At 72.1% G+C, this 20,332-nt stretch carries 16 protein-coding genes and 1 pseudogene; 12 read left to right on the top strand and 5 right to left on the bottom strand.

Annotation, left to right across the window (positions count from 1 at the left end):
* Nucleotides 1-89: 89 nt before the first annotated feature.
* Entirely contained in the window at nt 90-2,543 is a 2,454-nt protein-coding gene (locus tag O7629_RS24500) for a transglycosylase domain-containing protein (protein ID WP_278172083.1), read from the bottom strand.
* 394 nt (nt 2,544-2,937) lie between these two features.
* Here O7629_RS24500 and O7629_RS24495 point away from each other — a divergent pair, with 394 nt between their 5' ends.
* Nucleotides 2,938-3,234, top strand: a complete 297-nt coding sequence (locus tag O7629_RS24495) for a WhiB family transcriptional regulator (protein WP_123603865.1) — start codon at nt 2,938-2,940, stop codon at nt 3,232-3,234.
* Nucleotides 3,235-3,288: 54 nt separating this feature from the next.
* On the opposite strand, the gene O7629_RS24490 is transcribed toward O7629_RS24495, so the two are convergent.
* Genes O7629_RS24490 through O7629_RS24480 form a run of 3 tightly spaced genes read right to left on the bottom strand, consistent with a single transcriptional unit; the run spans nt 3,289 to nt 6,374 of the window.
* Nucleotides 3,289-4,434: an ArsA-related P-loop ATPase gene (locus O7629_RS24490; protein WP_278172082.1), complete on the bottom strand. Its 1,146-nt coding sequence runs from the start codon at nt 4,432-4,434 to the stop codon at nt 3,289-3,291.
* A gap of 37 nt (nt 4,435-4,471) precedes the next feature.
* On the bottom strand, nt 4,472-5,482 hold the full coding sequence (locus O7629_RS24485; protein WP_278172081.1) for an ArsA-related P-loop ATPase: 1,011 nt from the start codon (nt 5,480-5,482) through the stop codon (nt 4,472-4,474).
* A 28-nt stretch (nt 5,483-5,510) separates the two neighbouring features.
* Nucleotides 5,511-6,374 (bottom strand): hypothetical protein, encoded by an 864-nt coding sequence (locus tag O7629_RS24480; RefSeq protein ID WP_278172080.1) that lies wholly within the window; start codon nt 6,372-6,374, stop codon nt 5,511-5,513.
* A gap of 148 nt (nt 6,375-6,522) precedes the next feature.
* Here O7629_RS24480 and O7629_RS24475 point away from each other — a divergent pair, with 148 nt between their 5' ends.
* The 9 genes and pseudogenes from O7629_RS24475 to O7629_RS24435 all read left to right on the top strand — a co-directional run bounded on the left by O7629_RS24475 (nt 6,523) and on the right by O7629_RS24435 (nt 17,351).
* Complete coding sequence (locus O7629_RS24475) at nt 6,523-6,678, top strand: DUF4177 domain-containing protein (protein WP_123603862.1); 156 nt, start codon at nt 6,523-6,525, stop codon at nt 6,676-6,678.
* Entirely contained in the window at nt 6,675-7,136 is a 462-nt protein-coding gene (locus O7629_RS24470; protein WP_278172078.1) for a RidA family protein, read from the top strand. The genes O7629_RS24475 and O7629_RS24470 overlap by 4 nt, the downstream gene beginning before the upstream one ends.
* 89 nt (nt 7,137-7,225) lie before the next feature.
* Nucleotides 7,226-8,122: an MBL fold metallo-hydrolase gene (locus tag O7629_RS24465; RefSeq protein ID WP_278172077.1), complete on the top strand. Its 897-nt coding sequence runs from the start codon at nt 7,226-7,228 to the stop codon at nt 8,120-8,122.
* A pseudogene (locus tag O7629_RS24460) lies at nt 8,119-11,709 on the top strand (adenylate/guanylate cyclase domain-containing protein); the annotation flags it as partial. The gene O7629_RS24465 and the pseudogene O7629_RS24460, both read left to right, overlap by 4 nt.
* Before the next feature lie 137 nt (nt 11,710-11,846).
* The gene (locus tag O7629_RS24455; RefSeq protein ID WP_278172075.1) at nt 11,847-12,299 is read left to right on the top strand and encodes a hypothetical protein; all 453 of its coding nucleotides are present in this window, start codon (nt 11,847-11,849) and stop codon (nt 12,297-12,299) included.
* A 54-nt stretch (nt 12,300-12,353) separates the two neighbouring features.
* Entirely contained in the window at nt 12,354-14,057 is a 1,704-nt protein-coding gene (locus O7629_RS24450) for a serine/threonine-protein kinase (protein WP_278172074.1), read from the top strand.
* 91 nt (nt 14,058-14,148) lie between these two features.
* Entirely contained in the window at nt 14,149-15,159 is a 1,011-nt protein-coding gene (locus tag O7629_RS24445; RefSeq protein WP_278172073.1) for a hypothetical protein, read from the top strand.
* 198 nt (nt 15,160-15,357) lie between these two features.
* Nucleotides 15,358-16,308 (top strand): transporter substrate-binding domain-containing protein, encoded by a 951-nt coding sequence (locus O7629_RS24440; protein WP_278172072.1) that lies wholly within the window; start codon nt 15,358-15,360, stop codon nt 16,306-16,308.
* A complete protein-coding gene (locus O7629_RS24435) occupies nt 16,305-17,351 on the top strand; it encodes a hypothetical protein (protein WP_278172070.1) in 1,047 nt (348 codons plus the stop codon). Before O7629_RS24440 ends, O7629_RS24435 begins: the two co-directional genes overlap by 4 nt.
* A gap of 62 nt (nt 17,352-17,413) precedes the next feature.
* Here O7629_RS24435 and O7629_RS24430 read toward each other — a convergent pair whose 3' ends face one another.
* Nucleotides 17,414-18,091, bottom strand: coding sequence for a Crp/Fnr family transcriptional regulator (locus O7629_RS24430; RefSeq protein WP_123603854.1), 678 nt, complete (start codon nt 18,089-18,091; stop codon nt 17,414-17,416).
* A 218-nt stretch (nt 18,092-18,309) separates the two neighbouring features.
* Between O7629_RS24430 and O7629_RS24425 the strand changes: the two genes are divergently transcribed.
* Complete coding sequence (locus tag O7629_RS24425; protein ID WP_278172068.1) at nt 18,310-19,041, top strand: adenosylcobinamide amidohydrolase; 732 nt, start codon at nt 18,310-18,312, stop codon at nt 19,039-19,041.
* Nucleotides 19,042-19,051: 10 nt separating this feature from the next.
* Nucleotides 19,052-20,242 carry a CapA family protein gene (locus tag O7629_RS24420; RefSeq protein ID WP_278172066.1) on the top strand — a complete coding sequence of 397 codons (1,191 nt, stop codon included), beginning with the start codon at nt 19,052-19,054 and terminating at the stop codon, nt 20,240-20,242.
* Nucleotides 20,243-20,332: the final 90 nt, after the last annotated feature.

Genomic DNA, 20,332 nt, shown 5'->3' with positions numbered 1-20,332 from the left:
CGCGTCGATGGGACGCATCTGATCATCAATTGACGAAAGGGGGCGGGCACCGGTGATCGGTGCCCGCCCCCGCCGTTCGTGACCGTCGGTCAGTCGTCCGGGTTGCCCGGGTTGCCGGGACGCCCCGGCCCGTTGCCGGGACCGTTGCCCGGCCCACCGGGACCGTCACCGTCGCCCGGGCTCGGCTGGGCACCCTGGCCGTTGCTGACCCGGATGATCACCACGCCGCCCTTGATGGTGCGGCCGCTCGGGCTGGTGCCGGCGGCGGTGCCGGCCGGGCAGGTGGAGTCGACCGCACCGGAACGGTCCACCTCGACCTCGAATCCGGCACCGGACAGTCGGGACCGGGCGTTGTCGATCGACTGGCACTGCACGCCCGGGATGGAGCGCTGCTCGCCGCGGACCAGTTTGCCGCTCGGTGCCTTGAACTGCTGCTTCTCCTTGCCCTTCATCGCGTCCCGCAGCGTCTCGTAGACCGCCGGGTTGACGATGTTGTGCGACATGGTGGCGTTGGTGTCGGCCCAGTCCGGGTCGGCCAGTACCCCGGCGACGGCGAGCTGCTTGGTGGTCACCACCATGGTGGCGGTCTTCTCGGCGTCGGTGGTGCCGGTCTTGCCGGCCACCGGGTGCCCGACGATGCTGCGTACGCCGCCGGCGGTGCGGCCCCGGCAGCGCGACGTCGACGAGTTGTCGCCGACCGGGCAGCGCGCCGCGTCGATCGCGGCGCGGGCCACATCGGTGGAGACCACCTGCTTGCACTGCGGCTGGGCGATGTCCAGGCTGTTGCCGTCCTGGTCGCGGATCTCCTTCACCGGGATCGGCTTGCAGTACTTGCCGTCGGCGGCGAGGGTGGCGTACGCGTTCGCCATCTCCAGCGGCGTGGTGCTGGACACGCCGAGGGTGAAGGCGCCCCACTGGTTGGCGCCCTCCGGGTCGGCGGCGAACCGGGCGTCGTTGGAGGCCCGGAAGGTGATGCCGAGGCGCTGCGCCACGTCGACGGCGGAGGCCGCGCCGACCCGCTCCTGCAGCGGTACGAAGTAGGTGTTGACCGAGGCGCCAAAGGCGCTCCACATGTTGTGTAGGCCGTTCATGCTGGGGCTGGCATTGCGCGGGCAGTACTTGTTGGTGCCCGCGCAGGCGGCCGGGCTGCCCCGTTCGACGATGTACTTCGACTCGTACGGGCTCTTCGCGTTGATCGGGTACTCCAGCGGGTAGCCCTTCTCGAGGGCCGCCACCAGCGGGAAGATCTTGAACGTCGAGCCGAACTGGTAACCGGTGATGTCACCGCCACCGGTCAGCAGCGGGTTCGTGGTGTTCGGGTAGGTGCCCCGGATGCCCTTGTCGGCCTTCTTCGGGTCGCTGGAGAGCTTGTTCTTCGGGTTGTCCGGGTCGTCGAGCTTGTAGTTGCGGTTGACCGCCATGCCGCGCACGTACCCGGTGCCCGGCTCGACCGCCGCCACCATCAGCGCGTGCTTGCTGCCGGTCTTCAGCGCGTTTTCGACGGCCTTCTTCGCCGCGTCCTGCGTCTGCAGGTCGAGGCTGGTGACGATGTGGTAGCCGCCGCTCTTGAGTCGCCGCTCCCGGTCGTAGCTGGTGGCGCCGAACGTCTCCTGCTCCATCCACCAGCGGTAGAAGAAGTCGCAGAAGAAGCCCCAGTGGTTCTTGTTGGCGGCGACGCAGCCGTTCGGCGCGCGCTTGCCGTTGACGACCAGCTCGACGGCCTTGGCCTCGTCGGCTTCCTCCTGGGTGATCGCCCCGGTCTTCACCATGTTGTCGATGACGTAGTTGCGTCGGTCGACGGCCTGCGGGTAGCCGCCCGGCGTGGTCGGGTCGAACGCCGTCGGGGCCTTGACCAGGCCGGCGAGCATGGCGGCCTCGTCGATGGTGAGGTCCGCCGGCTGCTTGCTGAAGTAGACCTGGCTGGCCGCGAAGACGCCGTACGCTCCGTTGCCGAACGGGGCGATGTTGAGGTAGCGCTCCAGCACCTCGTCCTTGGTCATCTCCTTGGTGAGCTGCATCGCGTACTTCATCTCGCGCAGCTTCCGGGCGTTGGTGTCCTCGGTGGCGGCGATCACGTCTTCGGGGTGGGTCGCCGAGTAGGCGATGGCCAGCCGGACGTACTGCATGGTCAGCGTCGAGGCGCCCTGGGTGGTCTCGCCGGCACCCTGGTTGGCGACGAAGGCGCGGGCGACGCCCTTGACGTCGACACCGTTGTGTTCGTAGAAGTTGTGGTCCTCGGCCGCGATGATCGCCGCCCGCATGATCGGCGCGACGTCCTTGAGTGGGACGTCGCGGCGGTTCTCGTCGTACATCGCGGCGAGCGTGGTCTTGCCGTCGGCGGCGTACAGGTAGCTGATCTGCGGCGCCCGTTTGACGGTCAGCTCGCTGGGCAGCTTGTCGAAGGTCTCCGCGCCTGCCTTGGCTGCCAGGCCCGACATCGCCACCGCGGGGAACGCGGCAGCGGCGACCACCACGCCGGCCAGCAGCCCGCAGATCAGCAGCGATGCGGCGTTGGTCAGTGGGTTGTGGTCTCGCTTCCGCATCCAGGTCACCCAGTCAGGGTACGTGAGGGACTGAAGAGGTCGCCGTGTGGCGCACCTGTGCATTTCCTGCCGGCTCCGGCCTCGTTGTGCTAAACGCAGAGACCTGTCCGGCGGTTGTGGTCTCCGCCGCCTACTTTCCCCCGGGAAGGTGTGGGTGGCGGGGTTTCCCCGTTTCCGCCTCGGGTACCCCTGCTCGGCAGAGCGCCCGGGAAGGGTGTTGTGTCCGGATAAGTGGATTTCGTCAATAACGTTGCGTAATCACCCAACTACAGAACATGATGGTCCGGCGAGGATCGCACGGCGGCGTGCTGCGGGGGAAAGCAGCGTCAGCCGCCCGGCTTGCCGACTGACTCCACCGGTTGCAAGCGGAAATTGCTAGGGGGGACGTGGAACGATGGGCATGATCGCTGATTGGCCCAGCCTGGCGGCGTGCCAGAGCGGAGACCCGGACGCGTTGTTCGTGCAGGGCGCTGAGCAGAACGTGGCCAAGCGCATCTGCCGGGGTTGCCCGGTCCGGTACGAGTGCCTGGCCGACGCACTCGACAACCGGATCGAATTCGGGGTCTGGGGCGGCATGACCGAGCGGGAACGGCGGGCTCTGCTGCGCCGGCACCCGCAGGTGGCGAGCTGGCGCAAAATGTTCGAAGCAGCCATGCGGGACCGCGAAAAGGTGCTCGTCGCCACCAAGTGATCCGCTGAACCGGGAAGCTGTGCGGGACCAGAGGGAGCCGCGCGGGGGTCAGGCTCAGCCGGCGACCGCGTGACCGATCGTCCGTAGCCCGTCGATGTCGTGCACGTCGGCGGGCTGCGCGCGGACGGTCGCCACCGGCACCTGCGGGAACGCGTCGGTGAACATCGCCGCCACCCGGCGCTCCCGCGCCGACTGCTGGGCCACCGCGGCGTGCACCCGCAGCACCTCGGCCGTCGCCGGATGCCCGCCGTCGCGGTCCAGCTCCCGCGCGGCGGTCAGGCTCCGCTCGGCGGACAACCCGGGTACGGCCGGTTCGTGCACCCGGTTGAGCACCAGCCCGGCCAGCGGCATCCGCTCCGCGCCGAGCCGACCGGCGAAGTACGCCGCCTCCCGTACCGCATCCGGCTCCGGCGCCGCGACCAGCAGAAACGCCGTCTCGTCGGCCTGCAGGACCCGGTACGTCTGCTCGGCCCGCTGCCGGAAACCGCCGAACATCGAGTCCAGTGCCGCCACGAATCCGGACAGGTCACTGAGCAACTGGGCCCCGAGGATCTTCTGCACCGCCCGGGAGAACACCCCGAACGACGCGGTCACCAGGCTGAACATACTTCGACCGCCGGCCCGGGCCGGTGCCAGCAGCAGTCGGAGCATCCGGCCGTCCAGGAAACGGGCCAACCGGGCCGGTGCGTCCAGGAAATCCAGCGCGGACCGCGACGGCGGCGTGTCGACCACGATCAGATCCCACTCGCCACCGGCGTGCAGCTGGCCCAGCTTCTCCATCGCCATGTACTCCTGCGTACCGGCGAAGGTCGAGCTCATGGCCTGGTAGAACGGGTTCGCGAAGATCTCGGCGGCCTTGTCCGTGTCGGTGTGCGCGAGCACCACCTCGTCGAAGGTGCGCTTCATGTCCAGCATCATGGCGTGCAACTCGCCGCCGCTGGCCTCCACCTCGATGCCCTTGACCTGCCGGGGAGTGTTGTCCAGCTCGGTCAGGCCCAGCGACTGCGCCAGCCGGCGGGCCGGGTCGATGGTGAGCACCACGGTGCGCCGGCCGTGCCGCTCGGCGGCGCGCAGCGCCAGGGCCGCCGCGGTCGTCGTCTTGCCCACCCCACCGGCACCGCAGCAGACCACGATCCGTACGCCCGGATCCGCCAGGATCCGGTCGACGTCCAGCGGTGGCGCTGCGTGATCAGGAGGCACCTGTCGAGCGTATCGGGGTCGGCCCAGGATTCGCCGATCAAGTCGCTGTGAGGTCGCTTCCAGCAGCTGGCCCGGTGCCGGTCAGCAACGCTGCGGCCAGCGTGTCCAGGCCCTCGCGGGTGACCCCGTCCGGCAGCAGCGGCAGCCGGACGATCGGCCGGCCCAACTCGACCAGGTCGGTCAGCAGCGAGTCCTCCAGCGCGCGGCGGGTGAGGTGCTCCTGTGCCTCGGCCCGCAGGCCGGTCACCGTCTCCCGGTCGGTCGGCAGCCCGGCTGCGGCCAGCCCGCGCCGCAGCTGCGTCTGAGCGACCGGCCCGTCGGCGAGCAACGGCGGCCGGGCCGAGTTGACGATCACATTGCCCACCGGGATGCCCAGCGCAGTCAGGTCGGCGACCGCGTCGAGGGTCTCCTGCACCGGCATCTCCTCCAACAGGGTCACCACGTGCACCGCCGTGATCGGCGAGCGCAGCAGTACCGCGACGCCCTCGCTCTGGGTCTTGATCGGGCCGACCTTGGCCAGCCGGGCAGCCTCGGCGGTCACGTTCAGGAACCGGCCGATCCGCCCGGTGGGCGGTGCGTCGAGCACCACCGCGTCGTAGACCCGCCGCCGGTCCACCATCCTGGTGGTGGCCTCCTTCACCTTGCCGGTGAGCAGGACGTCGCGCAGCCCGGGAGCGATGGTGGTGGCGAAGTCGATGGCACCCAGGCGCCGCAGCGCCCGCCCGGCCGCGCCCAGCTTGTAGAACATGTCGAGGTACTCCAGCAGCGCCTCCTCCGGGTCCACCGCCAGGGCGCGGACCTCGCCTCCGGCGGCCGAGGCGGTGATCCGGCGCTCCTGGTACGGCAGCGGCGCGATGTCGAACAGCTGTGCGATGCCCTGGCGGCCCTCCACCTCGGCGAGCAGGGTGCGCTTGCCCGAGCCGGCCAGGGCGAGCGCCAACGCGGCGGCGACACTGGTCTTGCCGGTCCCGCCCTTGCCGGTCACCACATGCAACCGGGACGGCCAGCCGGGTACGGCGGCGACAGGTGACTGCTCGGTGACCCCCACGTCCAACCAGACTAGTGCGCGGCGCGGCTCAGTTGACGTCGCAGACGAACCAGCCGGACTTCTGCACCACCACGAAGCTGAGGTCCTGCTCCGCGCTGCGCTCGTCCTCGGTGATCATGCGCACGGTGACCGAGACGACGGCCCGCTCCTCGTCCTGCTCGTCGACGGTCGGCACGTTCCACTCGAACTGCGGGTTGCGGTACGTCGACGAGTAGCCCTCGATCTCCTCCACCTTCTCGATCAGCGCGGACTCGTCCCGGGCCTCCCGGCAGACCAGGTCGGCCGCGGCCGTGACGTCCCGGTCGATGTACACGGCGTGCAGGAAATCGTCCACGGCGGCGACCGGTTCGGCCGCGCCGCTACCCGTCTCCAGGTTGTTGATCACCAGGAACGCCGCGATGCCGCCACCACCGCAGAGCAGCAGTACGACACCGAGCACCACCGAGGTGATCAGCAGGCCGCGTCGGCGGCCGGCGGCGGCCGCGGCCGGTGAGCCGGGAGCCGGCGGTACGGGCTGGCCGGGGGGTATCGGCTGTCCCGGTGACACCGGCTGGCCGGGAGCGGGCGGTACGGGCTGCCCGGGCGGCGGTGGAACGGGCTGCCCGGGTGGCGGTGCGGCCTGACCCGGAGCCGGCGGGAACGGCGGGCCACCCGGTGCCGCCGCGAACGGTGCGCCGGCCGGCGGCGGAGCGTACGGCGACCGGTCCGGCGGCGGCGCGAACGGCGGTGCGGGAGGACGCTGCCAGGGCGGCGGCGGGATCGACTGCCCCGGCCCTGTCGGCTGCGCCCCTGTCGGCTGCGCCCCTGTCGGCTGCGCCTCGGTCGGCTGTGCGTCCGGCGCCGGTGGCTGTGCGTCCGGTGGCTGTGCCTCGCCACTGGGCGGTTGCGTCATCCTCATCCTCAGGTTTCAGGTCTCGTCGTCGGCGGACAGTAGCCGCCGCCAGACGGTCAGGGTATCTGGCCGACGCACCCGGCTCACCGTCCCGGCCGTGGCCGTAGGCTGTGGCGGTTGGCGAATCAGAGCTAGGAGCCGTAACGAGATGCAGAAGTGGGAGTACGTCACCGTGCCGCTGCTGGTGCATGCCACCAAGCAGATCCTCGACAACTGGGGTGAGGACGGCTGGGAACTGGTCACCGTGATTCCCGGTCCCAACCCGGACCAGCTGGTGGCGTACCTGAAGCGGCCGAAGTCGTGACCGCTGGCCCGCACGCCCGCCTCACCGAACTGGGGCTGAGCCTGCCGACCGTGGTCCCGCCGGTGGCCGCCTACGTTCCGGCGGTCCGCTCCGGTCAGCACGTCTACGTCTCCGGCCAACTGCCGATGGCCGACGGAGCGTTGCTCGCCGTCGGCAAGGTGGGTGCCGAGGTGACCCCCGAACAGGGCAGGGAACTTGCCGGCCGGTGTGCGCTGAACGCGCTCGCCGCGATCGACGCCCTGGTCGGTCTCGACGCCGTGACCCGGATCGTCAAGGTCACCGGCTTCGTCGCCTCGGCCGCCGGGTTCACCGGCCAGCCCGCCGTGATCAACGGTGCCTCCGAGCTGTTCGGCGAGGTCTTCGGCGACGCCGGCCGGCACGCCCGCAGCGCCGTCGGGGTGGCCGAGCTCCCGCTTGGCGCGCCGGTCGAGGTGGAGGTCGTCGTCGAGGTCTCCTGACCCGGTCCGCGCCGGCCGAGCGCCGGCCGGCACCCGAGCGGGCTGAAGAAGTCTCGGCGAAGTCACCGCGCGGCCGTACCATCGCAGCCATGACCGCGCACGTCACCACCCCTGCCGCGGCCCTGGCCAGTGATCTGCCGGGCTGGGCGACCCTGGTGCGGGCACCCAATCCCGGGCCGATGACGCTGGACGGCACCAACACCTGGGTGTTGCGTCGGCCGGGCGAGCGGTACGGCGTTCTCGTCGACCCGGGTCCGGCCGACGCCGGCCACCTCGACCGGCTGGCGGCGCACGGCCCGTACTCGATGATCCTGGTGACCCACGGGCACCCGGACCACGTCGAGGCGGTGCCGGCGGCCGCTGAGCGGTTCCAGGCACCGGTCCGGGGCCCGGCCGCCGACGAGCGGGGCGGAGCCGCCGACCGCGACGGGGAAGCCCCCGACCAGCGGGCGGTGGAGCCGGACCGGCTCGGCGACGGGACCGTGCTGGACGTCGCCGGGCTGACCATCACCGTGCTGGCCACCCCCGGCCACACCGCCGACTCGGCCTGCTTCCTGGTCGCCGGGCCGGACGGGCGGCAGGCCGTGCTGACCGGTGACACCATCCTCGGCCGGGGCACCACCGTGGTCGCCTGGCCCGACGGCGACCTCGGCGACTACCTGGCCAGCCTGCGGCGACTCGCGGCGTACGACCAGGTCACGGCGCTGCCGGGGCACGGCCCGGCGCTGACCGACTGCGCCGCCGCCGCCCGGTTCTACCTGGCCCACCGGCAGGCCCGGCTGGACCAGGTCCGCCAGGTGGTGGCCCGGGGCGTGACCGAACCGGCGGCCGTCGTCGCCGAGGTGTACGCCACCGTCGACCGGGCGCTGTGGCCGGCCGCCGAGTGGTCGGTCCGGGCACAGCTCGCCTACCTGGACGCCTCGACCGACAGCGTGGCCGGTGACCGGGAATCGACACCGGGGCGGACCGGGTTGGACCGCCAGTGACCTGCCCGGTGTGCGGAACCGTCGCGGTACCCGGCGCGCGGTTCTGCCACAACTGTGGCGGTGCGCTGCCGGCGGCCGCCTTCCTACCGGCCGCCGAACGCCGGGTGGTCACCGTGCTCTTCGGCGATTTGTCCGACTTCACCTCCTGGTCGGAGGATCTCGACCCGGAACGGGTCGGTGCCGTCACCGACCGGGTGCTCGCCGCCCTGGCCGGGGCGGTCAAGACCTTCGGCGGGCACGTCGACAAGCTGACCGGGGACGGGATCATGGCGGTCTTCGGCGCCCCGGTCGCCCACGAGGACGACGCCGAGCGTGCGGTACGGGCCGCGCTCAGCATGCAGCGGGCGGTGCGCCGGGTGCTCGACGACGAGCGGGGCGGCGGCGCTCCGCTCGGCCTGCGGGTCGGCCTGAACACCGGTGACGTGGTCGCCGGCATCCAGGCGGCCATCGAGTACACGGTGATCGGTGACACGGTCAACACCGCCGCGCGGCTCGCCGACGCCGCGGCGGTCGGCGCGGTGTACGCCGGGGCCGGCACCGTCACCGGCACCCGGCACGTCGCCGCCTGGCGGCAGCTGCGTCCGCTGCGGCTCAAGGGCAAACGCGCCCCGGTCGAGGCGTACGAGCTGCTCGGTCTGCACGACGCGCCCGGCACCCGGTCGGGCATCGGCGACCAGGCCCCGTTCGTCGGGCGGGAGGCCGAGATCGGCCGGCTGGCCGGCCGGCTCACCGAGGTGATCGACCACGGCGACCCTCGGGTGCTGGTGCTCACCGCGGAGGCCGGCATCGGCAAGACCCGGTTCGCCGTCGAGGTCGAGCGGTACGCCGCCGGCTACGACGTCGGCACCGGGCGGTACGCCGCGCCGACCGGCGCACGGGTGCTCTCGGTACGCTGTGCCGCCTTCGGCGAGCGGCGTCGGCTGGCCCCGCTGGCCGACCTGGTGCGGATCGCGGCCGGGCTGCCCCGGGACAGCTCCACCGCGGTCACCCGCCCGGTCGTCGAGGAACGGCTGCGCCGCCTCGGGCAACGACTGGCCCGGGTCCGTCCGGAGCCGCCGCCGCTCTCCGTCGACCTGCTGCTGACCCTGCTCGGGTACGCGGATCCACCGGCCGCCGCGCACCCGTCGTCCGGCCCGGCGGACCTGACCACGGACGCTCCGGTGCTCGACGCCGAGGCGATCCCGAGCGCGGTGGCCGACCTGCTCAGCGCCCTGGCCCGGGAGGCGCCGCTGCTGATCGTGGTCGACGACCTGCACGACGCCCTGCCGGACACCGTCGAGGTGCTCGGCGAGACGTTGTCCCGGCTCACCGGTCCGGTGCTGGTGCTGCTGCTCGGCCGACCCGAGCTGGTGCGTACCGCCGGGGTGCTGACCGGGGTGGCCGACGCCGAGGTGCACCCGTTGCCGCCGCTGCGCGGGGCCGACGCGGCCCGGCTGCTCACCTCGTACCTCGGCGGTGGGCGGCTGCCGCAACCCGACGTGGACCGGCTGCTGGCCACCGCCCAGGGCAACCCGTTCTACCTGGCCGAGCTGGTCACCCTGCTGATCGAGCGGGGCGCGTTGACCCGGACCGGTCCGTCGGCCGACGCCGCCGGCGGCGACAGCGCGGACTGGCGGCTGGCACCCGGGTCGCTGAGCAGCCGGCTGCTCTCCCGGGACCTGGCCGCGGTGCTGGCCGCCCGGATCGACGCGTTGCCGGCCGACGCCCGGTCGGTGCTGCGTGACGCCGCGGTGGTCGGCGACGTGGTGCCGGACGGCACCTTGGAGTCGTTGCGGGACCGGCGGGACGGCCGGCCGGCGGCGGTGGTGGCGGTCGAGCTCGACCGGGCCGTCGAAGAGTTGCTGCAACGACGCATGCTGCACCGTACCCGGGTCGGCTTCGCCTTCCCGACCCCGCTGATGCGGGAGGCCGCCTATGCCGGGATCGGCAAGGCCGACCTGGCGGAACGGCACGCGTGCCTGGCCCGGTGGGCGGCCGGGGCCGACGCGCCGGCGGCGGTCGGCACCGGCCCGGCGAGCGGTGGGCCGGGCGGGATGAGCCCGGCGCTGCGGGACGTGTTCGTCGCCGACCACGTCGAACGGGCCGTCGGCCTGGCCGAGGCGGTCGGGCTGCGCCCGGACTCGGCGGCCCGTGCCGTCGGGCCGTTGGGGGTCGCGGCGCTGGGCCGGGCGGCCCGTCGGTCGATCGCGGTCGGTGAACCGGAGCTGGCCGTGGAGTACGCCGAACGGGCGTCCGCGCTCGGCGGGGACGCGGTGCCGAAGGCCGACCGGCTGGTCTACGCCCGGGCGCTGCTGCAGACCGGGCGGCCGGCCGAGGCGCTGGCCACCGCCGAGAAGGTGCTCGCCAACGCCGGTGAGGACGCCGCAGCCCGGGCCGGTGCCCTGCTGGTGTCCGGTCGGGCCCACCGGGCGGTGGGCGACGCCGCCCGTGCGGTGGCGGTGTGGCGTGAGGCGTTGCAGGTGGCCACCGACGTCGGGCTGCCCGCCGAGCGGGCGGAGGCGATGCGCCGACTCGGGATGGCCGACTTCCTGGCCGGCCGGCTCAGCCGGGCGAGCAGCCGGTTCGCTGCGGCGTACCAGGTGAACCTGGCAGCTGGCGACCGGCGTGGGCAGGCCTGGTCGTTGCAGAGCCTGGCGTGGGTGACCACGATGCGCGGCGACTTCGCCGGCGCCGACGCGGTGCTGAACCGGGCGGCGCGGCTGTTCGTCGAGCTGGACGATCCGGTGGGGCGGGCCTGGCTGCGGGGCACCACCGCGTTCGCCCGGCTGCTCTCCGGCCGGTTGGCCGACGCCCGCCGGTTGGCCCGGGTGTTCCTGCCGTTCGGCGAGCGGGTGGGGGAGGCGTGGGCGGTCGGCACGCTGCGGGCGGTCGAGGCGTTCGCCGCGGCCGAGTTGGGTGAGCTGGCTGAGGCGGACCAGTCGGCGCGGCGCGCGTACCGGGATTTCGACAGCGCGGCCGACGACTGGGGTCGGGGCTTCGCGTTGCTGGCGCGGGGGGTGGTGGCGCGCGGGCTCGGCCAGTGGGAACACGCCGCCGATCTGCTCTCCGACGCGCTGGCCCAGGGGGAGCGGATCGATCACCCGTTGCTGATCGGGATGGCCGGGACGCTGCGCGGCTTCGTCGCCCTGGAGTGCGGTGACGTGGCCGGTGCCGAGCGGTTGGCGCAGTCGGTGCTGACGTCGGTCGAGCCGCACAACCCGTTGGCCGCCGTCCAGGTGGCGCCACGGGTGCTGCTCGCCTCGGCGCGGCTGGCGGCGGGTGACCCACCGACCGCGGTCGGGCTGCTGGCACCGGTCGCGACCGCGGTGGACAGCCCGGCGGTGTTGTTCTCCCGACGTCAGACGTTGGCCCGGTACGCGGCGGCGTTGCTCGCCGACGGGCAGCCGGGAACGGCGCTGCACTGGGCCCGGCGGGCGCTGGACGCGCCGGCGGAGGACGTCCGCAGCCAGGTCGCCGGGTTCGGTGTGCTGGCCACCGTGCTGGCCGCCAACGGCGAGCGGGTGGCGGCGCGGCAGGCAGCCGACCGGGCGGTCGGTCTCGCGTACGGCACCGAGCAGGTCAGCGAGCGGGCCGCCGCCGACGCGATCAGGTCTGCTGTGGATGACAGTGGCCTGGTCGGTGGGGTGGATCATGGCGGACCCGGGGATGCCGGCCGGGCGGCGCGCTCGCTAGCCTGACCCCCACTGTGCTCCACCGTGGGCGCACTGTGGCCGGAGGAAACCCGATGAAGCTGCCCCGTTCGGTATCCGGGTGGACCGTCGCCGTGTTCGGGGCGATGGCCCTGCTGCTGGGCGCGGTCGGCCTGGCTCAGCCCGATGTCCTGCTGGTACTACTCGGCTTCGACACGCTGCCCACCGGGGAGCGGGCGGCCGGCGACTACACCCGTACGTTCATGGCGGCGTCGTCGATGGCCTCGTTCAACATGGGCGTCTACTACCTGCTGGCGGCGGTCACCGACTGGCGGCCGTTCTTCCTGTTCTCGGTGATCTTTCGACTGGTCACCACGGTGGTCTTCACCGTGGTCGTGGTAGCCGAGGTGGCTCCGGTGCGGTTCGTCGGGGTGGCGGCCTGGGAAGGGCTGGGCGCGGTGGTGACCGGGGTGGCGTTGCTGACCGAACGTCGCCGCCGGGTGGGCGTACCGTCGCCCGGCACCGGCCGGTCGGCTGGCGACGGCTGACCCGGGGGCCCGGGGTCGCCCCGGCTGTCCGGGGTCTTGGGTACCGTTTACCGTGTGAACGACAGACTGCCGAGCGCGCTGCCGTTCCCCACAGTGCCTGGACTGTCAGATTTGTCGGTCTTTGCCAGAGGCGGCTACGCCACCGTCTACCGCGCGGTCCAGGAGTCGGTCGGCCGGGAGGTCGCCGTCAAGGTGGAGAACCGGGCTCTGGACAACGAGCGGGACCAGCGCCGGTTCATGCGGGAGGCGCGTGCCGCCGGGCGGATGTCGTCCCATCCGCACGTGGTGGACCTCTTCGACGTCGGCGTCACCGGGGATCTCCATCCGTACCTGATCATGGAGATGTGCGACGGCTCGTACGCCGACCGGATGCGCACCTCCCCGCTGGACGCCTTCGAGGCACGTGACGTCGGGGTGAAGATCGCTGACGCGCTCGCCGACGCCCACCATCTCGGCGTCCTGCACCGCGACGTCAAACCGGCCAACATCCTCTACTCCCGGTTCAACGAGCCGGCCCTGGCCGACTTCGGTCTGGCCGTGCTGGTCGAGCACCGCGATGCCTCGGTCACCCTGGAGGTGCTGACCCCGGCGTACGCGCCACCCGAGTCGTTCCAGCACCGTCCGCCGTCGGCCGCCGCCGACGTCTACGCGCTCTGCGCCACCCTGTACGCCATCATGCGCGGCAAGCCGCCCCGCTGGGACGACGAGCGCAACCCGAGCCTGGTGGCTCTCCTGGAGATGTTCGACCGGCCGCTGCCGGACCTGCCCGGGGTCAACCCGGCGCTCACCGACGTACTGCGCCAGGGAATGGCGAACGATCCCGCCGCCCGACCTCCGGCGGTCGTGCTGCGGGACATGCTGGCGGCGGTGCCGCTCGGTCAGCACTGGAGCCCGGCCGCCCCGCACCGGCCGCCGTTCTCGATCGCCCCGGTCTCCGGCGGGCCACCGACCGGGTCGAACAGCTGGGCCGACCCGACGACCCCGGTGCCGTCCCGGCCGGAGCGCAACGCGTCCTGGAGCGTCCCGGTGCCGCCCCCGCCGGAGCCGAGCCAGGTGCCCGGGCAACGACCCGGCCCGCTGCCGTCGGCTGCCAACCCGCCCGGCCCGCCGCCGTCGGCTGCCGGCCCGTCGGCCGGCCGACCGGGCACCTCGCCCGACAACGCCGTCCGTTCCTGGCTGCGGACCCTTGCCGGCGGGCTCGGCCTGCTGGTGCTGCTCGCGATGACCAGCCTGGGCACCTGGATCGTGGCCAAGGGCTCCGGTCCCACCACGTTTCCCCCGATCACCGGAGCCGACCAGCGGACGACCGGTGCGGTGGCCAGTGAGAGCCCTGCCAGCGACCCCACCGGCGGCGGTCCGGCGGGCGCGGCGCTGCCGAACTGCCACCTGACGCTGCGACCGGAGCTGCGCTGTCCGGACGATCTCGAATGCTTCAACGGCCGGGTGTCGAACTCTCCGCGTACCCTGACCGCGACCGCCTGCACCGGCCGGCACACCTGGGAGACGTTCGCGGTCGGTGAGCTGCCGACCCGGTTGCGGGCTGCGGACCATGCCGCGATCCGGTCCGACCCGGCCGTCGTCGAGGCCTGCGGGGCGGAGAGCTTCCGGCTGTTCACCCTGCGGATGGACGCCAACGACTGGCAGTACGCGGTGCTGCTGCCGGAACCGGCGGACCTCGCCGCCGGTGACCACCAGTACCGGTGCCTGGCGGGCAAGGGGCCCGGTCAACTGTTCGGCCCGACCCTGGCCGCTCGGTAACCGACATTTGGTGCAATTCTCGGCTGCCCGACCATCCGGGTGGTTAGCCTGACCTGGCAGTTGCGCAACCGCCGAGCGGCCGAGGTGACCGATGGAGCAGCCGGAACCGGGGCAGCCGTCCCGGCTCAGCCGGTGTCTCGTGACCGGTGCCAGCCTGGCCGCCGTCGCCACCCTGATCATGGTCGCCTTCACCTGGCCGGCGGTCTACGCCGAGCCGCGCGGCGTACCCGTCGGTCTGGTGGCCGCGCAGCCGGAGTCGACGACGATCGTCGCGGCGCTGGAGCAGGTTCGGCCGCACGAGTTCACCGTCCGTCGGTACGCCGACCGCGACGCGGCGGTGCAGGCCATCCGACACCGCGAGGTGTACGGCGCCGTGGTGGTCGACGGCGGCCCGGAACTGCTGGTCGCCTCCGGCGCCAGCACCATCGCCAGTCAGTTGATCGGCGCGCTTACCGGCGTGCTGAACCCGGCCGGGCAGACCACGGCCGACCGGCCACCGGTCACCGATGTCGTTCCGCTCTCCCCGCACGACGAGCGGGGTGCCGGACTCAGCGCCTTCTTCTTTCCGCTGCTGCTCGGTGGTCTCAAGGGCGGCATCTTCATCGCGATCGGCATCCAGGGCACCGCTCGACGGTTGCTCACCCTGGCCGTTTTCACCGTGATCGCCGGTACGGCGGTCGCGGTGGTCGGTCAGTACGCGTTCCGGATCCTGAGCGGATCCTTTCCGCTCAACGCGGCCGCGAGCGGGTTGACCGTGGCGGCCATCGCGGCAACGGTGATCGGCCTGCGCAACCTGTTCGGGTTGCACGGCGTCGGCGTCGGCACCGTGCTGATCATGCTGGTCGGCAGCCCGATCTCCGCCGCCACGCTGCCGGTCGAATTCCTGCCCCGGCCGTGGGGCGCCATCGGCCAGTTCTTCCCGCCCGGGGCGTCCGTCTCGTTGATCCGCTGCATCTCGTATTTCCCGGACGCCCCGACCCTGCCGCAGTGGTTCGTGCTCTGCGGCTGGACGTTGGCCGGCTGCCTGCTGGCGCTGCTGACCCGCAACCGGCCGTCGGCCCGGACCCGGTCGACCACCCCGCCGAGCACGAAGATCGCCTGATCCGACCGGCACGAAGATGGCCTGATCCGACCGGCACGGAGATGGCCTGATCCGACCGGCACGGAGATGGCCTGATCTCGCGCGGCGCAACTCGACGGGGTCAGATCTTGCCGGCAGCCACTACGCTGAGCAGAGCCGGCAATGTGGACGGCTGTCCGAGACGTAACCGATCCTGACTGTCGCAGTCGTGAGGTTTCCATGACTGACAAATCCACCAGGTTCCGCACATACATCAACCACCGCACCCGGCAGACGATGACCACAATAGCCGTTGCTTCGACCCTGGTCCTGGTCGCTCTCGTCGCCTGTGAGGACAACCAGCCGCCGGACCGGCCGACCGTGCGGGATCTCCGGGAGGCCTCGACCATCAGCGAGCGGACCGAGTTGCGCATCGGCGTCAATGTCGACATTCCGCTGATGTCGTACCGGCGAAACAACGCGTACCACGGTTTCGACATCGAGATAGCCCGCTACATCGCCGACTCCCTCGGCTTCGGCGACCAGAGCATCAGGTGGGTGCCACTGGACACCGAGGACCGGATCGAGAAGTTGCGCAGCGGCGAGGTCGACATCGTGGTGGCCAGCTTCTCCATCACCGAGGAACGGGAGAAGCGGGTCGGGTTCGCCGGCCCGTACCTGATCACCACACCTGAGGTGCTCGTCGCCACCGAGTACGTCAACGAGATCACCACGATCACCGATTTGAACAGCGAGGAGTACACCGTCTGCGTCGCTGGCGGCTCCACCACCGAGGCGATGCTCAGGGAACGCGGGATCCCGCACCAGCAGGCAAACAATCCGGCGGCCTGTCGGGACGGCATTCTGGCCGGCGAGTTCCAGGCGATGGTCTCCGACGAGACCATCCTCGCCGGACTCCGCTCGGAGAACCCCGACGAACTCGCCATCGTCGACATGCCGTTCGGCGTCGAGGAAGAGCTGGGCATCGGCGTCCCGGTCGAGGATGAGAATCTCCGTGACCTGGTCAGCTACTTCCTGGACAAGAGCTACCAGCGGGACCAGCGGGACGAGGCGAACGCCTGGGAGACGGCGTACAACAACCATCTGGGCCAGTGGCTCGGCGAGGCGAGCCAGCCCCGGCCGGACGGCGCGCCCGACCTGGTGGACCACGACGACAAGAACCGGCGGTGACCACCGCGGAACGCCCGGTCGACGAGGCGGACCGGCGGAACCGGGCGGCGCAGCAGTTCTGGAGCGTGGTGGTCGGCGCCCCGGCGATCATCTCGGTGCTCCGGCTGGTCGTCGAGGCCGGCGGCGAGCTGCAGACCACCCTGCTGCTGGCCGCCAACGTCAACCCGGTGAACCTGGTCGCCGCCTTTGTCAGCACCGCGAGCCGGGTGGTCTCGGGTGCGATGGTGGCCCTCTTCGCGATCAGCGCGGTGCTGACCGTCAGCGTCGACAACGACCAGCGGCGGTGGGCCCGCCCCAAACCGCCGTTGCTGGTCCGCTGGATGCGGGTGGTGCCCGTCTGGTTCCTGATCGTCACCCTGCTGGTCGCGGTGGTGACCTGGAAAATCCTCTATCTGCCGCTGCTGCTGCCGGCGATCGCGGCCACCGCCCAGCTGCTCACCCGTACGGTGGACGAGCGCCGCACGGCCGGGGACCCGCCGGACGACCGCCGGACGACCCGGCTGACCCTGTTCGCCCTGCTGCTGCTCGGCTACTACGGTTTGCTCGCGCCGACCCTGGTCGAGGCCGCGACCACCGGGGAGTGGTTCGTGGTGCTGATCCTGGCCGTGCCGCCGCTGCTGGCCCTCGTGGTGACCGGCCCGGTGTTGCCCGGCACGGTGCACCTGCTGGTCGCGTCTGGTCAGCTCACCGTCATGATCGCGCTGGCCTGGACGTCGTACTCGGTGGCCACCGCGCCGGTGCTGCCCAGCACAGTGACCACCATCGAGGTGCCGGGCGGGGAGACCGAGCACATCCGGGGCAGCGTGATCGCGGTCGACGACGCGAGCGTGGCCATTCTGCAGGAACAGGGCGGTGTCCGGTACGTGCCGACCGACGACGTGGAGGCGCAGGTGCTCTGCCCGAGCGAGGCGGATCTAGCGCGCTACCGCCTCTGGGTGCACGGGTTCCACATCGAGGACTCGCTGCTGCAGGCGTTGGGACGGGAGGTCCGACCGGTCACCCCGGTGGACGCGGTCTGCCGGGCGACCGCCTCGGTGCGGTGAGCCGACCGTTGCCCGGTCCGGGGCGAATCTGCCGCCGGTCTCCGGGCAGATCCGCCGCCGGGTCACACCCGGGCGCGCCGGGCGAGCCGCTCGGGGTCGAGGATGATGATGCTCTTGCCGTCGAGCCGCAGCCAGCCCCGGGAGGCGAAGTCGGCCAGCGCCTTGTTGACCGTCTCCCGGGAGGCCCCGACCAGCTGGGCGATCTCCTCCTGGGTGAGATCGTGGGTCACCCGCAGCACCCCACCGTCGCGGGTGCCGAACCGGCCGGCCATCTGCAGCAGGTTCTTGGCGACCCGTCCCGGTACGTCGGTGAAGATCAGGTCGGCGAGGGCGTCGTTGGTCCGGCGCAGCCGTCGGGCAAGCACCCGCAGCAGCTGCTCGGCGATCTCCGGCCGATTGTTCAGCCAGGGCCGCAGCGCCTGCTTGCGCAGCCGGGCGAGGCGGGTGTCGGTGACGGCGGTCGCGGTGGCGGTACGCGGCCCGGGGTCGAACAGTGACAGCTCGCCGACCATGTCCGACGGGCCCATCACCGCGATCAGGTTCTGCCGCCCGTCGGCCGCCCGTCGGCCGACCTTGATCTTGCCGGTGAGCACGATGTACAGGCTGTCACCCGGCTCACCCTCGTTGAAGACGACCTCGCCCTTGCGGGCCTCGATCGTCTCCATCTCCTTGGCGAGTGCCTCAGCGGCCTCCGGGTCCACGCCCTGGAAGATCCCGCTACGAGCCAGCACCTCGTCCATCGCGCACCTCCGCCTGCGCGGCGTCCGTTCCCCGGCACCCCAGCCGTGACCAGCCGCGCGCAGTCAGTCTAGGTGCACTCCGCCCCTGGCCGGATGCGCACCCTCCGAATCTTGATCCAGGAGCGTAACCCAACAGGGTGGATCCGTCGTTAATATGCGGCACCACGCACGCCGACCGGTCACCGCCGTGCGACCGGCGGACGCCGTATCGTCGACCGGTGTCTCCCGACGTCGCCCGACCATGGTTCACCACCCGCACCGAGGACGGTCGGACCCTGCCGTACGCCTGCTGGGCGCTCACCGAGCCGCTGCTGGCCATCAGTTCCGCCCCGCTCGGCGGCGGGATCGGGCTGCGCTGGTGGGTGATCAACGCGACCGTGCCGATGTCGTACCACCGCGACGACCCCGACACCCACCTCGTCGGTCTGGCCGAGCAGGCGGACCTGCGCGGACCCGGCGTCGGCCTGCTCACCGGGGTGGACGTGCGTCGGATGGTGACCCGCGACGAGGCCGGCGTGCAGGTGTGGGCGACCGTGGGGCTCGGCACCCCGGTGCTGGCCGCCGCGCCGAGCGCCGCCGGCCCCGCACCGCCGCCGGCCGGGACGATCAACATCGTGGCGGCGCTTCCGGTACGGCTCGGTGAGGCCGCCCTGGTGAACGCGGTCGCCACCATCACCGAGGCGAAGACCCAGGCGCTGGTCGAGCTCGGATTGCGGGCCACCGGCACGGCGACCGACGCGGTGGTGGTGCTCTGCCCGCCCGACGGGCCGGAGCAGCGGTACGGCGGTCCCCGGTCGACGTGGGGCGCGCGGCTCGCCCGGGTGGCGCACGCGGCGGTACGCGGCGGCACTTCCCGGCATGGTGGCACGGCGGACTCGCAAAGACGGCAGATCGGACACAGCGACAAACCAGCCGGACGGTTGTCGTCGCCGGGGACCCCCGGCCGGTAGGGTCACGCCAGTGAGTGACGCCCAGCGTGCCGCCCGGGGGCGCCGGCGGCAGGAGCCCGCCGCAGGCCGACCCGTCCTGTCGATCGTTGTGCTGACCGCCGTTCTGCTCGGTGCCGTGCTGGTCGGCATCGCCGCGCTCGGCGGGATCGACCGGTCCGGATCCGAACCGCAGTGGCAGTCGGCCGCGTCGCCGGCGGTGGCGTCGCCGACCGCCGCTACGTCGCCGGAGCCGCAGGAGATCTCGATGTCGGCCACCGGCGACATCGTGCTCGGCAACGCCCCCGACCGGCTGCCGCCCGACGACGGTGCCGGCTTCTTCGACTCGGTGACCGAGGCCCTCGCCGCCGACCTGGTGATGGGCAACCTGGAGGAGCCGTTGACGGTCGACACCGGCACCGGCAAGTGCGCCCCGGGCGCCGCCCAGTGCCACCAGTTCCGGGCCCCACCCGAGTACGCGGCCCACCTGCGTGACGCCGGGTTCATGCTGCTCAACCAGGCCAACAACCACGGGTACGACTACGGCGAGGCCGGATACCGCAACACCCAGCAGACGCTGGAGGAGCACGGTATGCGGCACACCGGCGCGCTCGACCAGATCACCGTGCTGGACGTCGAGGGGGTCAGCGTCGCGGTGGCCGGCTTCTCCTCGTACTCCCCGCCGAACAACAGTCTGATCAACCTGGACGCCGCGGCGGAGGTGGTCCGGCGCGCCGACGAGCAGGCCGACCTGGTCGTCGTGCAGGTCCACATGGGTGCCGAGGGAGCGGAGATGACCCGGGTCACCCCGGGCACGGAGCTGTTCGCCGGAGAGAACCGTGGCGATCCGATGGCCTTCGGACGGGCGATGATCGACGCCGGGGCGGACCTGATCGTCGGCCACGGCCCGCACGTGCTGCGCGGCATGGAGTTCTACCAGGGCCGGCTGATCGCGTACAGCCTCGGCAACTTCGCCGGTGGCGGCGGCACGTTGAACAACAACGGCCGGCTGGGTTGGGGTGGGGTGCTGAAGGTGACCCTCGACCCGGACGGCGACTGGGTCGACGGTGAGTTCGTCGCCACCTACATGAACGGCAACGGGCTGCCCGTCGTCGACGAGCAACGCCGCGGGCTCGACCTGGTCCGGGAGCTGAGCGGGTCGGACTTTCCGCAGACCGGCGCCCAGTTCGACGACGACGGCACCATCTCACCACCGTCTGACTGACCCGCCGACGTAGGCTGGCCGGTGTGACACCGCCAGCCCCCCGAGCCGCGACCGCCCCGGCTGCGGCCACCGGAACCGCAGCCACCGGGC

This window comes from Solwaraspora sp. WMMD792 (assembly GCF_029626105.1).
Lineage (GTDB): Bacteria > Actinomycetota > Actinomycetes > Mycobacteriales > Micromonosporaceae > Micromonospora_E.
The sequence above is the reverse complement of the archived record's forward strand: the minus strand, read 5'-3'. Positions and strand labels throughout refer to the sequence as shown.

Excerpts from the sequence above, each read along its gene's own strand:
- O7629_RS24500 (WP_278172083.1), bottom strand. The coding sequence starts at position 2,543 with ATGCGGAAGCGAGACCACAACCCACTGACCAACGCCGCATCGCTGCTG.
- O7629_RS24495 (WP_123603865.1), top strand. The coding sequence starts at position 2,938 with ATGGGCATGATCGCTGATTGGCCCAGCCTGGCGGCGTGCCAGAGCGGA.
- O7629_RS24480 (WP_278172080.1), bottom strand. The coding sequence starts at position 6,374 with ATGACGCAACCGCCCAGTGGCGAGGCACAGCCACCGGACGCACAGCCA.
- O7629_RS24475 (WP_123603862.1), top strand. The coding sequence starts at position 6,523 with ATGCAGAAGTGGGAGTACGTCACCGTGCCGCTGCTGGTGCATGCCACC.
- O7629_RS24465 (WP_278172077.1), top strand. The coding sequence starts at position 7,226 with ATGACCGCGCACGTCACCACCCCTGCCGCGGCCCTGGCCAGTGATCTG.
- O7629_RS24455 (WP_278172075.1), top strand. The coding sequence starts at position 11,847 with ATGAAGCTGCCCCGTTCGGTATCCGGGTGGACCGTCGCCGTGTTCGGG.
- O7629_RS24445 (WP_278172073.1), top strand. The coding sequence starts at position 14,149 with ATGGAGCAGCCGGAACCGGGGCAGCCGTCCCGGCTCAGCCGGTGTCTC.
- O7629_RS24440 (WP_278172072.1), top strand. The coding sequence starts at position 15,358 with ATGACTGACAAATCCACCAGGTTCCGCACATACATCAACCACCGCACC.
- O7629_RS24430 (WP_123603854.1), bottom strand. The coding sequence starts at position 18,091 with ATGGACGAGGTGCTGGCTCGTAGCGGGATCTTCCAGGGCGTGGACCCG.